This window comes from Mesorhizobium sp. M1334 (genome assembly GCF_040317995.1).
GTDB lineage: Bacteria > Pseudomonadota > Alphaproteobacteria > Rhizobiales > Rhizobiaceae > Mesorhizobium.
In genome coordinates this window covers 72,872-86,519 of sequence record NZ_JAMYLM010000008.1, presented here as the reverse complement: position 1 = coordinate 86,519, position 13,648 = coordinate 72,872, and the positions used below count along the sequence as shown (strand labels likewise).

The window sequence follows — 13,648 nt, the reverse complement described above, 5'->3', positions numbered from 1 at the left end:
ATTTTCAAGTCAGGGGAGGAAACTCAGTTCGTCGGACCCTTGTCCCCGGGCTTTCCGGGAAGCTGTTCGGGAAACAGCTCATATTTCTGCTGCTTGTCGGCGGCCACCCAGACTCGCTCGCGGACGATCGAGTCCTCGGCCCAGTTGAACATGAAGATTGGCGTTCCCTGCGGGATATTGGAGAAACGTTTGTTGATGATCAGCGCGCCGGGATATTCGGTGAGCCCGACGGTATAGACATGTTCCGTCGAGATCTTCTGGAACTGCTTCATCAGGCTGGCGCGCTGGTCATTGTCCTGCGCCGAGACGAACTTGTTGACGATATCGACAAGGTCCTTCTCGAACGGCATCAGATCTACCTGGCCGTTTTCCGGAGCGCGGTGGTTCCAGCTGGTGCGTGGGCCGACCGGCGCCAGTTGCTCGGTGTTCTGCACGACCGAGGTGAGTTCCGTTTCGTTGCGCCTTATCAGCCAGTCGAAGCGACCGGAGTAATTGGCCTGATCGCGCTGGGTACCGTTCAACCCGTTCAGGACAACGCGAATACCTAACTTCTCCATCTGACCGACGACGCCCTCCGCGAGGCTCTTGTCGGTGGTGTAATCGTTGTTGACGAGCATCACGATCTCGACATTCTTGCCGCCGGCGGTGCCGGCAGGAAAATTGACGAAGCCGTCGCCGTCCGTGTCCTTTAGGCCTGCCTTGGCGAGTTCCGCCTTGGCGCCTTCGAGATCGAAGGGGTAGTAGACCGTCGACTTCCGGTCGTAGAAGCTCGTGCCCGAGGAGAAGCCGCCGGGATAGATGGCAGTGAACGGACCCTTGACCAGCGAGTCGCCGAGCGCCTTGCGGTCGAGCGCCATGGTGACGCCCTTGCGGAAATCCTCGTTGCGGTTCAGATCGCGTATCGCCTGTCCGCGCTCGTCGGGGTTGCCCCAGCCATTGGCTGAGAAATTCATGCGCAGATTATAGCCGATCAACCGCGGACCGAAGGCAAGCCGTGCCGGCGCGTCCTTTTGCGCTGCGCGCTTCAGCGAGGCGACGAAGTTCTCCGGCTGCTCCAGATTGGAGAAGTCTCCCGCCCCCGATACCGCCTGAACGTCGCGGTCGGCCCAGGTCGACAATTTGTAGTGCAGTTCATTGAGATACGGCAGCTGGTTGCCCTTCTCGTCGACCTTCCAATAGTACGGATTGCGACGCATGACGATGATGTCGTCGGGGCGGTATGCCACCGGCACCCAGGCACCCATCACCGGCATGTTCATATATTCCGGCGGGAAGGCGTTCTTGAACTGCTCGTAGGTGTTCTTCGAATATTTCGGATGCTGCGGCTTGAGGATATGCGACGGGCCCGGACAGAAGGTGCCGTAAGCCATGGCGTAAAGGTATTGTTTCGGAAAGGCGTCCTTGAAGGTCCACTCGACGGTGTAGTCGTCGATTTTCTTCAACGTCGTGCCGACGCCGAAGGTCTCCTGCGTGGCACCGTTCAGCGGCGACACATTAGGATCGATCACCTCGTCGTCCCAGTAGAACATCACATCGTCGGCGTTGAACGGAACGCCGTCCGACCATTTCGCGCCCTCGACCAGATGCATCGTCAGCGTGTGGCCGTCCTTGGACCAGTCCCAGCTCCTGGCGAGGTTCGGCAGCGGCTCCGTGTCCTTGGCCTCGACCTGGAACAGCGGCGCGGTGCGCGTCAGGCATTCGGAAAGGCCGATGTCGATGCCGCCCCAGCCCTGCGTCTGGCCGGCGCCATAGTTCCAGCCCTCCGGCCGGCCGCCGATGACATGACGCATCGTATCACCGTAGACACCGACGCCGTCCGGCATATTGCCGGTCTTGAAGACCAGCGGCTCCTTCGGTAACCGGTCCTTGACCGGCGGCAGCTTGCCTGCCTTGACGTATTTGTCGGTGACCCAATCGGGTTCGTGGTATTCCGGAAGTGCCTTGAACTCCAGGATGGAGTCGCGCGCGACGTACTTGATCTTTCCCTCGGCCGGAAATTGCGCGGGCACCGGCGGCACGGTCGGCTCGGATGCATACGCGTTCAGCGCCGAGGCCGAGACGCTAAGCGCCAGCCCGGCGAGAATGCCAATGTTTCGGAAATTCCTCATCGTCTCCTCCCTGTTGTTCAGGAGCGCGTTGACGCCGCTCCATTTCTCCTCGAACGAATGTACAGACGGGTGCGGTGCCGAAAATTCCTCCCGAAAGCTCGCCGCGATCCGTCCTGGCGAAATTCAGACGGCCTGCTTGAGAGCCGTTTTTTCCGCACGCAATTCATCGATCGAACGGACGTCGCGCCGTGCCGCCCCGGCCCATTCACGGGTCTTGATCCTGGATTTCGAAAGCCGCTCCTTCGCGGCCGGCACCGCATCGGCATATTGAGGCAGCCAGCGGGCCTGGGCGACGACCATTTCGTCCACCATTTGCCAAACCTCTTCCGGCGTCGAAACCGCGCCGACCAGCGGATCGTGCAGGACGGCGAGCTTCAGCAGGTCGATATCGCCGGAGATCGCCGCATGAACCGACATGCGCTGGACGTTGATCGAGGAAGTGCAAGTGGCGGCGCAGGCTTCCGGCAGCGTGATGCCTGCAGCCATGTTGATGCCGAAGCGATCGACGAAGCCGGGCGACTCGATGATGGCGTCTTGCGGCAGGTTGGTGACGATGCCGTTGTTCTTGACGTTGAAGTGGCCGCGATAAACGCGGTTCGTCTCCAGCGCTTCGAGAATGTGGCTGGCATGCTCGTTGGAGCGCTTGGCGGGGTCTATCGGCCTGGCGGCGGATTCCAGAAATTGCGGGAACTCCGTTTCGAACCAGTTGCGTGTTTCGGTCGAATAACGAAGGTAGCCGCCGGTCTCGCCGTGGATCCAGTCGGACATGTCGATCCAGCGGGTGATTTCGTCCGGCCGCTTACGATACCAGGGCAGGTATTCGGAAAGATGGCCGTTGCTTTCGGTCGAATAGACGCCGAAGCGCTTCAGGACATCGATGCGCAGCTTTTCCTGCTGCGAATAGACCGGATGCGCCTCGAAGGCGGCAACCAGTTCGTCCTTACCGATCTTGCGGCCGTTGAGACGCAGGTCGATGAACCAGGTCTGATGATTGATGCCGGAGCAGATGTAGTCGAGCTCGGTGCGCGACTTGGCGCCGAGCACTTCGGCGATCTGGTCGGCGCCATGCTGGACGCCGTGGCAAAGGCCGACGGTATCGACCTTGCCATATTCGATCGCCGCCCAGGTGTTCATGGCCATCGGATTGGCGTAGTTTAGGAATTTTGCCCCAGGCTCGGCGACTTCGAGGATATCCTTGCAGAAATCGAGGATTACCGGAATGTTGCGCTGGCCATAGAGGATGCCGCCGGCGCAGATCGTGTCGCCGACGCACTGGTCGATGCCATACTTCAAGGGAATGCGGATGTCGTCCGCATAGGCTTCGAGACCGCCGACGCGAACGCAGCTGATAATGTAGCGGGCACCCTCGAGGGCGGCACGGCGGTCGGTCGTTGCCGTAACCTTGGTCGGCAGCCTGTTGAATTCGACGACCCTGTCGAGGATCGACTTGATCATCTGGAGGTTGCGTTCGCTGAGATCGGTCAGTGCGAATTCGACATCCCTGAATTCAGGAACGCACAAAATGTCGGTGAAGAGCTTCTTGGTGAACCCGACGCTTCCCGCACCGATAATAGCGATCTTGAAACTCATCAGCCTCACCTCGACCTGATCGAACGCTAGGGCAAAGGCGGCGAAAAGAGGCCTGGCCCGCCTGCCACATTATGCAGGCTGGAATCCGGCACTTCCTCCCATCCGCTCGTTGACCGCAGTTTCTTTTGCTTTTCTCGAGGGATTATGCGCCTTATTCGGCACGCGACCAGAGAAGGATTATGCTTTTAGGGGTAATTTTGTGCTGCGGAACTTGATCGACATCGGGCCGGCGGGCAGGACGGTATCGCTGCCGCGCGGGCGCCAGCGCCTACACACCATGCCGACAAGCACCGGCTATGAAGTGCGCGAGAACGAGCTCTACGACTGGGATGGGCGCAAGCGCGGCCAGACGCCGTTTACCGTGCTCCAGCATACGATCAGCGGCACTGGCCGATTGCGCTACGAGAACCGGAACTACCGCCTACAAAAAGGCGACACTTTGCTGGTCCTCGTGCCGCACAACCACCGTTACTGGCTGGCCAAGGGCGAACGCTGGGAGTTCTTCTGGATATCGATGAACGGCGAGGAGGCACTGCGCATCCACAAGTCGATCCTTGCCGCCGTCGGTCCGGTGCTGCGGCTGCAGCCCTCGACGATCGATCATCTCGCGGATTGCAGCGTACGCCTGATCACGGGCGCGGTCTCGCCGGGAGCCGCCTCGGCCGTCGCCTATGAAGCCGCTATGGCCCTCTACGACGATGTTTTCGGCTCGCACGCCGTCACCGACGACAAGAGCGCCATGCAGCCGGTCATCGACCACATCAGGGCCAATCTCGACAGGCCGCTCCGCGTTGCCGATCTCGCCGAGATCAGCGGCCTGAGCCGCGCGCATTTCTCGCGCTGCTTCGCCGAGAGCGAGGGACTTCCGCCCGCCGAATTCGTGCTGCAGCAGCGACTGCAGCGCGCGGCGAAGTTGCTGACCAAGGCCGATTTCCTGCCGGTCAAGGAGGTCGCCATCATGTGCGGCTTCGAGGACGCCAATTATTTTTCCAAGGTCTTCCGCCGCCTCTACGGCATCAACCCGACGCAGTTCCGCACCAACGGAATGTATGCCAGCCTGGGAACCGCCCGATAGATTGGCCCCGCTTGGCATCAGGTGAGGGAACGCTTTTGCTTCCCCTCGGTTTAGGACAAGAGAGCCCGCTCGCCGCTGCCGCACTCCGCTCTGGCGGAGATCAGGCCACAGATGTCAGGGGAGTGATCGATGAACAACCCCGATCCGAACAACCCGAATCCACTGCCGGACAATCCCAATCCGGAGCCGGCCCGGCCGCCTGCCCCGCCGGAGACTCCGCCGGGAGAACCTCCAGGCGTACCCCCGCCCTCGCCGGATCCAATTCCGACGCCGGACCAGGAGCCACTTGGAGTTCCTCCTGGCACGCCTTCCGAAATTCCTTCGGAGCCGACCTTTCCCGGGCCGACCGCCTGAAGGCGGTCGGAGTGGAGGATGGCAAGGGTGATTTGGCGGAGCGCTCGAAACGGGTCTTGCCATGGAACGTTTTCCGCTGGCGCTCATTCACCCTTCCATCACGAAATTCGGCGGCGGGCCCTGCAACCAACGGAGGTTAAAATGAAAGTTGGCAACTGCATGACAAAGGACGTCGAGATCGCCAGTCCGCAGCAAACCCTGCGCGATGCGGCAGAAATGATGGGTCGCCTCGACGCCGGCGCGATGCCGGTGGGCGAGAACGATCGACTTGTCGGCATGGTAACCGATCGCGACATCGCAATCCGCGGCGTCGCCCAAGGCAAGACACCTGACGCCAAGGTACGGGAAGTGATGAGTACCGAGGTCAGGTATTGCTTCGAAGACGAAGACGCGGAGGATGTTCTGCGCAACATGGCTGACCTGAAAGTGCGCCGCTTGCCAGTGCTAAACCGTGACAAGCGCCTGGTCGGCATCGTTTCGCTGGGCGACCTCGCCACCAACAGCGAGACCGCGACAGCAGGTGAAGCGCTGAGCGGCATCTCGCAACCCGGCGGCGAGCATTCGCAAACGATACACTGACGGCGCGCCACCGGCCGGCCTTTGCCACGACCGAACCGCCGGCTTGATAGACGCCGGTCTGCCGGCGAAACAGTTCAGAGGCGAATTGGACTCAACCCGACGAGGAGCAAGCCATGATTACTATGAAGGCCGTCCGTATCCACGATTTTGGTGGACCGGAGGTTCTTTCGCTGGACGCGGTTCCGTTGCCTCAGCCCCATGACGACGAGGTCACGCTCAAGGTCTACGCGGCAAGCGTCAATCCCGTCGACTACAAGGTTCGCGAGGGCTCTTCGGGCGCGGATCTGCCCGTCACGCTCGGCCGCGACGTGTCCGGCGTGGTGGAACTGTGCGGCACGCGAGCCCATACGCTGAAGAAGGGCGATCCGCTATATGCCATGCTCGGCAACGACCGCGGCGGCAACGCCGAATATGTCGTCGTCAAGGCAACGGAGGCGGCGGCGAAGCCGCAACGCTTAAGCCACGCCGAAGCCGCCGCGGTGCCACTTGCGGGCCTTACCGCGTGGCAAGGCCTTTTCGATCACGGCGGCCTCAAATCCGGGCAGCGGGTCCTTATCCATGGCGGCGCCGGCGGCGTCGGTCATCTGGCGGTGCAGTTCGCAAAGGCCGCGGGCGCGTTTGTCGCGACGACCGTGTCCGCGCAGGATTTCGATTTCGTTCGCGGGCTTGGCGCCGACCAGGCGGTCGACTACAAGAACCAGCGCTTCGAGGAGGTTGTCGAGGACGTCGACCTCGTCTTCGACCTGGTAGCGGGTGAAACACAGGACCGCTCGTGGGACGTGCTCGAACCCGGGGGGACGCTCGTCTCAACGCTTTCCGAACCGTCGGCGGAGAAGGCCCGCCTGCATCGGGCTCGCGGCGTTTCCTATTTGACCAAGCCTAACGCGGCGCAGCTTGCCGAGATCAGCCGCCTCATCGACGCCGGGAAGGTCAGGCCATTCGTGCAGGCAATCTATCCTCTTGAGGAAGTCGCCAGGGCCGAGGAACAGCTCGAGAAGCAGCACACGCGCGGCAAGATTGTGCTTCAGGTAGCTGCCTGAGCACTCGCCGAACAACAGGCCGCAGGCGAGTTTGCGGAGCGCTCGGACACAGGCCGTTTTCTGCCGTCCAGAAGCCCGGCGGCCGAGAGTTTGACACAGGACGGCCCGCCGGGCCTGGCCGGCTTAGGCAGATGCCGGTTGAAGCAGCATGCGCCGGGTTTGCCGGGATGCGCAAATCAAACAAATCAAGGAGATGCAACGGATTGTGAGGCACGTCACGACGACACCGTCGCACGGCCGCCGTCAGTTAACTGCGAAGCGAAGGGCACAGCGTTTACCGACAGGCGGGCTAGGTTCCTACCGGCCGCAAGCCGCAAAAAACCGCTTCAAACTGTCGGAAACCGGCGATAGGTTCGAACCATGTCTCAACCCGCCAATCCGATCTCCATTGCCCGTCGCGATCAGATGTTTCCAGCGCTGGCTGAGGCGGACCTGGACCGCATCGGCCGTTTCGGCGAAGCCGTGTCCTATGCCGCAGGCGAACAGATCGTTAAAGCCGGCGAGCTGGCGCCCGGTCTGATCGTGGTCCTGTCCGGCAAGGTGGATATCATCCAGGGGGGCAGCTTCGGCCGGCGCGAAACAATCGTCACGCACGGTGCAGGCAATTTCGTCGGCGAGTTGGCGCAGCTTTCAGCCCGGCCCTCACTGGTGGATGTGGAGGCGATCGAGCCGGTCGAGGCGCTCGTCATCCCCTCGCAAAGGCTGAGGGACCTGATGGTGCAGGAAGCAAACCTCGGCGAGCGCATCATGCGGGCGCTGATCCTGCGCCGTGTCGGCCTGCTCGAGAGCGGCACAGCCGGCCCGATCATTGTCGGACCGGTCGACAGCGGCGACGTATTGCGGCTGCAAGGTTTTCTGGCTCGCAGCGGTCAGCCGCATCGCGTTCTCGATTCGGCTGCCGATCCCTGCGCCAGGACCCTGATCGAACGCTTCCATGTCGATGTCCACCATTTGCCGATCGTGCTTTGTCCAAACGGCAAGCTGCTGCTCAACCCCGGAGAGAACGAGCTTGCCCGCTGCATCGGCCTGGTGAGGCCGATCGACGCCGGCAAGCTGTACGACGTGGCCATTGTCGGCGCCGGACCGGCCGGCCTCGCTGCGGCCGTCTACGCGGCTTCCGAAGGGTTGTCGACGATCGTGCTCGATTGCCGTGCCTTCGGCGGACAGGCGGGTGCCTCCTCGCGCATCGAGAACTACCTCGGTTTTCCGACCGGCATTTCGGGAATGGCGCTGATGGCGCGCGCTTACAACCAGGCGCAGAAATTCGGCGTCGAGATGGTGATACCGGACGAGGCGAAGCTGCTGGGCAGCGCAAGCGACAGGTCCGGTGCCCACTACACGCTCGCCGTCGGCGGCGGGGAGACCGTGCGGGCACGGTCGGTGGTGATCGCCAGCGGAGCGCGCTATCGCCGCCTCGACATGGCAAACCTGGCGCAATTCGAGGGAACCTCCGTGCATTACTGGGCTTCGCCGATCGAAGCGCGGCTTTGCGCCGGGCAAGAGGTAGCCCTGGTCGGCGCCGGCAATTCGGCTGGACAGGCTGCTGTCTATTTGGCGGCGCATGTGAAGAAGGTATGGCTGCTGGCGCGCGGCAGCAGCCTGGATGCGAGCATGTCGCGCTATCTGGTGGAGCGCGTCAGCGCACAGCCGAACATCGAAGTGCTGGCTGAGACGCAGATCACGGCGCTGGAAGGCGCCGACGGCACTCTTGGCAAAGTGCGCTGGCGCAACCGCGACACCGAGACAACACGTCCGATCCGCCACCTCTTCCTGTTCATCGGCGCCGATCCGAACACCGACTGGCTGGCGCAATGCGGCGTGGCGTTGGACATGAAGGGCTTCGTTCGCACCGGGCCTGACATTGGCCAGGAACGTGGTGCACTGGAGACGAACCGCGGCGGCGTGTTCGCCATCGGCGACGTGCGCTCCGGCTCGATCAAGCGCGTCGCCGCTGCCGTCGGCGAAGGCGCCCAGGTGGTTGCGGCGCTGCATGCATATCTCGCGCGAAACGGCAGCCTAGCCGTGGCGCCACAATTGGTCAGGAGCGTATGATGGCAGACGAATGCAGGCACGCCGGGGACATTCGCGACGTGACGCCGAGCGCGCTCGGCTGCGAGGAATGCCTGAAGAGCGGTTCGCAGTGGGTGCATCTGCGGCTCTGCCGCACATGCGGTCACGTTGGCTGCTGCGACGACTCGCCCAACCGTCATGCCACCAAGCATTTTCGGGCAACCGGCCATCCTGTCATCGAAGGCTACGATCCGCCGGAAGGCTGGGGATGGTGCTACATCGACGAAATCTTCCTCGACCTCGGCGACCGCACCACGCCGCAAAACGGACCGATACCGCGCTTCATTTGAGCTTTTTTGCCAGCGGGCCGCTCGAGCAATTCCAGAAAAAGTGTGAACGGTTTTTGTCCGCAATTGCGTCAAAAAGGATGGAGCTGTTCGGCGTTTCCGTGAAGAACCGTTCTAGTCCAAGGCTGCTTCGGCTTGAGTGGGGGTATCGCGTCCCTTTGGTAGTGCCGATGAACGCTCGCGCATTTGCCTGACGGTCTGGAGGACACGATCGGCAAGAGATGCAAGCGCACCCTGTGCCGTGCGCGTCCCGATGACGGATTCCAGTGTAACCGCCTGCGTTGAGAATTTGTGTTTGAACGACTCTGCGCCACAGAGGAAATCGACCATGCTCAAGCCGTGATCGATCGACCACTGCACGTAATCCATCAATAGGATCACACCCGGCGACGCCCGGCCGAAATCCGGATCGAATGTCGTCACGAAGGCCATCATCACGTCGTGCTGGACGAAGTTGATCGACACCGCGACCATCACGCCATTGCATTCGAGGACGAAGATATGCAGCACGCCGGCGCGCGCCAACGCATCGACGAGCGCGGCGAGTACCGGCACGCCCTCTTCGAACAGGTCTGACTCACGCATGCGCTCGGTCAGCCATTTCCGCTTCAAGGCCGCGAGGCGCTCCAGTATCGGTTGCAGCGGCTCGTCGGGGGCAAGCAGGCGAAATCTCACCTCTCCGGTTTCTTCCAGCGCTTTGATGCCGCGCCGATAGTTTTGGCGCGTCTTTTTCGACTGGTCCGCGAACCATGCCGCTCCGCTTTCCCATTGTCCGGCAACGCGATAGCTGACTTCCGTTCGGTGAAAGTGACGAAGCCTGATGCCGCCGAAAGCTCCCGGCGTGAAAATTTTGCGGGCCGCCGCATCCGGCGAGAGACGACTGATCAAGGCAAGATCGAAGCCACCTGCATCGCAGAGTTGGGTCCATAGCTCCTGCAGCGCCGACAACGAGCATTCCGGGGCAACGAGAATATCCCCATAGTCGGTATAGCTGCCGGCCGCCCATTCGAGAAACCGCAGCCCCCTGCGCCTGCCGATCGCCAGCGGAACGACAGCAACGAGTTTCTCACCCTTCCAGACCAGGCCGATCCGCAACGCGCGCTGGTCACGGCGTTGTACGGTACTCCACCATGCCGAAATCCAGGCATGGCTTTGAAAGATCAGCCCGTCGGTACGATGCCAAAGGTCCATCCAAGCGGCTTCGACCGCAGCCAGACGATCCGCCGAACGGACGATTTCCAGGCGCTCCGCACCTAGGACGTCGATGGAAACAACAGTGTTCATGAAGGAGAACTGTCCTGTGGCTGCGCGACTACATTGGGCCGCCTGTGAAACAGTCGCATGACATGCCTTCCCATCTTCTTGAGCGGCAGGATGTAGAGCCCAAAGAGCGACTGATAATCGCGCACATCGCGATCGATCAGGCCAAATTTCAGGTCTTCATCCGGTTCCGGGACAAATTGCGTTCCGAACAGACGATCCCAGAACGAAAAAAGCAGGCCGAAATTCTTGTCATAATGACGAGGGTCGATGCTGTGATGCACCTGGTGCCAGTGCGGACACAGGATGATGTTGTTCAACGGGCCGAACGAGATCTTGAGATGCGTATGACGAACAAAGTCCATCATCAGGATGTTACGGATGACGTAGACGTTGATGCCGAAGATAGCGACCTCTACCGGATCGAGTGCGATCAGGCTCCATATACCGAAGCAGATGCCCGGAATGACGCCATCCCACATGCGGTTCATCAGATCGTCCAGCGGATGAACCCGGTCCTTGGTGATCCCCACCATCACTTCGGCCGAATGATGTACCTTGTGCAATTCCCACAGGAACGGGAAACGGTGCTGGGCGACGTGGTAGAGGTAGTATGAGATATCATAGGCGACCAGCATGGTTGCGGTGAAGATGACGATCGTCACTGGTCCCGCCGGGCCGCCGAGAAGCGGCGCGTGGATGTTAAGGAGCCAGCCAATTGCCTCGCGTGTGCCATAGCCCACCGCGACGACGAAGGTGACGCCGGCAGGAATAAGCAGGAAAGGCATCATCGCCCGTTTCGTGATCCAGAACAGGGCGTCGGCTCGCGCCGACGGGTGCAGGATGACTTCCTGGGGGAAGGCGAAGTCGAAAAAATCCCTGAGAGACTTATGTTCGGCATTTCGCCAGTAGGCGACCACCGCGCTGCCCAGTGCGGTGAGGAGAAGCAGGCCGAGCGTGGTCAGATTGACGTTCGAAAGCTTTTCCACAATCGCTCTGGCAAATTCGGAAAACATCGTTGCAGCGGCTCCTGGTCGTAAGAAGGCAGTCTGGGGTCGTACGAAGGCGATCTGGCGAATAGCAAAGCACAAAATTCCCGCCAAACCCGCTACGCCGCCTGCAACCAGTGGCTGTTGCGGACGCAGCGGGCAAAGCAGGCTGGATGGTGCGAGACTAGCAGATCAACGGTAACGAAACCGCTAAATGTCCAAACGTAATTAATGTCGAATACGGCTGGAACTCGCCCGGCAACTCTACGTTGGCGCCGGTTTTTGCCGTTGTGGCGGGTGAATTGGGGCAAGATGGATATGGATTCCGGCTTCGCCCACTTCACCGTGCCAGGCGAGGCGTTCGGCCTGCTGCCTGGTGCCAAAGCGCAGTGAAACCCAACCGCCTTGCCCCGGCATGTCACCGCCAGCGCCGACGTCGAGCGCAGCGTCAGGAAAGCGGATGGCCAACAGCGCCTCGTCGCCGCGCAATACCGTGACCGTATCTTCGTGCCGGTCGGCATGGAGGCCGGCGGCCAGTTGGAAGACGATCTCGGACTGACGCCCGCCGCCGAGCAGTTGGTCGGTGATGAGGATGCCATCGGCCTGGCGCGCCAAAGTGCGCTGATGCACGACGCCGAAGCGGCTTCTGTAGCCATCATGCCGGGCGCTCAGCCTCCAGTGCGGTCCCGGCTCGCTCTCCACCAGCGCTGCGACTGCCTTGTGCGACCAGTTGAAATTTCCAGCGATGGTACTTTGGCTCTTGCCCTCGATGTTCAGCGTGTTGTGCGCTGGTGTGGAGCGGAACCAGTCGCGCCATGCGCCTCCCGAACCGTAGAGCCAGGTGCCTGGATCGACCAGCACCGGCTCACCGTCGATGCACAGGGTGAGCGACAGCGCGTCGGCATGGCCGTGCGCCGCTATCGAGAGATATCCGAGCGGTCCATGGTCGAACGTCACTTCGACATTGCGGCCATTCATTGCTCCGCGCCAGACTGAGAGCCCGCCTTGCGCGAATGTCTGCAAGCCATGCACCGCGGGCGCCGGACCCGACGGCGTACCAAAGAAAAGCGAACGAAAGTCGTCGGGCTCCGGCGCGTTGCCCGGCGTCCCCAGTAAGCGTTGGATGGCGGACGCGACGGATCGGATATAGTTCGGCTCGTCCCCCAGCTTCAGCACGTGGCCCTCATCGTCGTCGCCGAAGCGGGCGGCTTTCTGTGGCAGCCAGCCGACGAAATTGGCGAAGGCGCCCAGACGCGCTTCGACAGCCGAGGGAAACGGCGTTCCCGCCTGGCGTGCCGCGGCGGCGCACAGCAAGATGAGTTCGGCGCTGAAGGCTGCATAGGTCGGTGTTTGCTCGGCACCTGCGCCATCGGCAAGTATCTGCTTGTGCGTCTCATTCAGGAGGGCGCCGCGGGCGATTTCGGATCCGGCCCCGAGCGCCAGGCCGACCAGATATTCGCCGGCCAACTCTGCGACCAGATGGTTGTTGGCGGAGGAATATCGCGACGGAAACCGCGGCAGCCAATAGGCGCTTGCCGCTAGTATCTCACCAGCTTTCCGCAGCGTCGCCGGGTCAAGCTGGTCGCCGACGAGGTCCAGGGTGACGATCAGGCTGATGGCCCGCAGCGCTACTTCGATGCCGGACGCCCAGCCGATGCCTCGGAACGGTGGATTGGCGGAGTGCCAACTACCGATTGCCGCCTCGATGGCACTCCGGGATCGATCGTCCTCGCAGAGGAGCAGGTGTGCAGCCAGTGGCGGCAATTGCTGCAGCCGGTTGATCTCCCAGACATATTTTATATCGCCAAGGTCGCCGCCATGACGAAAATCGATGTCGAAAGTATGAGCCTCGGGGCCAGGCCAAAGCCTGCCGGTCACCGGATCAAGACGCCAAAGCTCGGCAGGAAACAACAGTTCAGGCTCACGCTTTGGCCATGTCCGCCCGAGTGCAGAAAACCGGCCATGAAGCATCTCTTGCGCGGCCGCCGCTATGGCTTGCCGTTGAGCGTCGGTCGCTGCCAGCGCAGCATGGCGAAATCCGGGCAGCACTGGGTGCAACTGCGGCGATGGATAGCGCTCCCACCCATCATCGCGGCGGCGCGACGCGATCCTTCGACGTTGCTCCACCAGCCGGTGCAGCACCTCGGCCGGTTCCATGCTGCGCAATCGGTTGATGTACCAGCCGATTCTCATGCACGCCCCATCAACGTTTCGGTCCTTGTATACCATGCCGTCGAAAAGCTGCGCGCCGACAATCTTCTTTCCCGTTCGTTGCGGTTAATATCTCCGACGACCA

General features: G+C 61.7%; 10 protein-coding genes. 5 read left to right on the top strand and 5 right to left on the bottom strand.

The window, feature by feature from the left end; translation table 11 throughout:
- Positions 1–23 precede the first annotated feature (23 nt).
- On the bottom strand, positions 24–2,108 hold the full coding sequence (locus tag NKH17_RS16625; RefSeq protein ID WP_352803601.1) for an ABC transporter substrate-binding protein: 2,085 nt from the start codon (positions 2,106–2,108) through the stop codon (positions 24–26).
- A 123-nt stretch (positions 2,109–2,231) separates the two neighbouring features.
- Complete coding sequence (locus NKH17_RS16620; protein ID WP_352803603.1) at positions 2,232–3,698, bottom strand: alpha-glucosidase/alpha-galactosidase; 1,467 nt, start codon at positions 3,696–3,698, stop codon at positions 2,232–2,234.
- 277 nt (positions 3,699–3,975) lie between these two features.
- On the opposite strand from NKH17_RS16620, the gene NKH17_RS16615 reads away from it, so the two are divergent.
- The 5 genes from NKH17_RS16615 (at position 3,976) to NKH17_RS16595 (ending at position 9,106) form a co-directional block, all read left to right on the top strand.
- Entirely contained in the window at positions 3,976–4,773 is a 798-nt protein-coding gene (locus tag NKH17_RS16615) for an AraC family transcriptional regulator (RefSeq protein ID WP_352897720.1), read from the top strand.
- 495 nt (positions 4,774–5,268) lie between these two features.
- Positions 5,269–5,706, top strand: a complete 438-nt coding sequence (locus NKH17_RS16610) for a CBS domain-containing protein (RefSeq protein WP_352472517.1) — start codon at positions 5,269–5,271, stop codon at positions 5,704–5,706.
- 113 nt (positions 5,707–5,819) lie between these two features.
- On the top strand, positions 5,820–6,746 hold the full coding sequence (locus NKH17_RS16605) for an NADP-dependent oxidoreductase (RefSeq protein ID WP_352897640.1): 927 nt from the start codon (positions 5,820–5,822) through the stop codon (positions 6,744–6,746).
- Positions 6,747–7,106: 360 nt separating this feature from the next.
- Positions 7,107–8,798 (top strand): FAD-dependent oxidoreductase, encoded by a 1,692-nt coding sequence (locus NKH17_RS16600; RefSeq protein ID WP_352897638.1) that lies wholly within the window; start codon positions 7,107–7,109, stop codon positions 8,796–8,798.
- Positions 8,795–9,106, top strand: a complete 312-nt coding sequence (locus tag NKH17_RS16595) for a UBP-type zinc finger domain-containing protein (protein WP_036238601.1) — start codon at positions 8,795–8,797, stop codon at positions 9,104–9,106. The genes NKH17_RS16600 and NKH17_RS16595 overlap by 4 nt, the downstream gene beginning before the upstream one ends.
- A gap of 111 nt (positions 9,107–9,217) precedes the next feature.
- Here the strand turns inward: NKH17_RS16595 and NKH17_RS16590 are convergent, their stop codons facing one another.
- From NKH17_RS16590 to NKH17_RS16580, 3 genes are all read right to left on the bottom strand, one after another.
- Positions 9,218–10,198, bottom strand: coding sequence for a GNAT family N-acetyltransferase (locus NKH17_RS16590; RefSeq protein ID WP_352897637.1), 981 nt, complete (start codon positions 10,196–10,198; stop codon positions 9,218–9,220).
- 185 nt (positions 10,199–10,383) lie between these two features.
- The gene (locus tag NKH17_RS16585; RefSeq protein WP_352897635.1) at positions 10,384–11,379 is read right to left on the bottom strand and encodes a sterol desaturase family protein; all 996 of its coding nucleotides are present in this window, start codon (positions 11,377–11,379) and stop codon (positions 10,384–10,386) included.
- Positions 11,380–11,616: 237 nt separating this feature from the next.
- Entirely contained in the window at positions 11,617–13,545 is a 1,929-nt protein-coding gene (locus NKH17_RS16580) for a heparinase II/III family protein (protein ID WP_352971438.1), read from the bottom strand.
- Between the last annotated feature and the right edge of the window lie 103 nt (positions 13,546–13,648).

Coding starts and splice junctions, on each gene's coding strand:
- NKH17_RS16625 (WP_352803601.1), bottom strand. CDS start 2,108: ATGAGGAATTTCCGAAACATTGGCATTCTCGCCGGGCTGGCGCTTAGC.
- NKH17_RS16620 (WP_352803603.1), bottom strand. CDS start 3,698: ATGAGTTTCAAGATCGCTATTATCGGTGCGGGAAGCGTCGGGTTCACC.
- NKH17_RS16615 (WP_352897720.1), top strand. CDS start 3,976: ATGCCGACAAGCACCGGCTATGAAGTGCGCGAGAACGAGCTCTACGAC.
- NKH17_RS16610 (WP_352472517.1), top strand. CDS start 5,269: ATGAAAGTTGGCAACTGCATGACAAAGGACGTCGAGATCGCCAGTCCG.
- NKH17_RS16605 (WP_352897640.1), top strand. CDS start 5,820: ATGATTACTATGAAGGCCGTCCGTATCCACGATTTTGGTGGACCGGAG.
- NKH17_RS16600 (WP_352897638.1), top strand. CDS start 7,107: ATGTCTCAACCCGCCAATCCGATCTCCATTGCCCGTCGCGATCAGATG.
- NKH17_RS16595 (WP_036238601.1), top strand. CDS start 8,795: ATGATGGCAGACGAATGCAGGCACGCCGGGGACATTCGCGACGTGACG.
- NKH17_RS16585 (WP_352897635.1), bottom strand. CDS start 11,379: ATGTTTTCCGAATTTGCCAGAGCGATTGTGGAAAAGCTTTCGAACGTC.
- NKH17_RS16580 (WP_352971438.1), bottom strand. CDS start 13,545: ATGAGAATCGGCTGGTACATCAACCGATTGCGCAGCATGGAACCGGCC.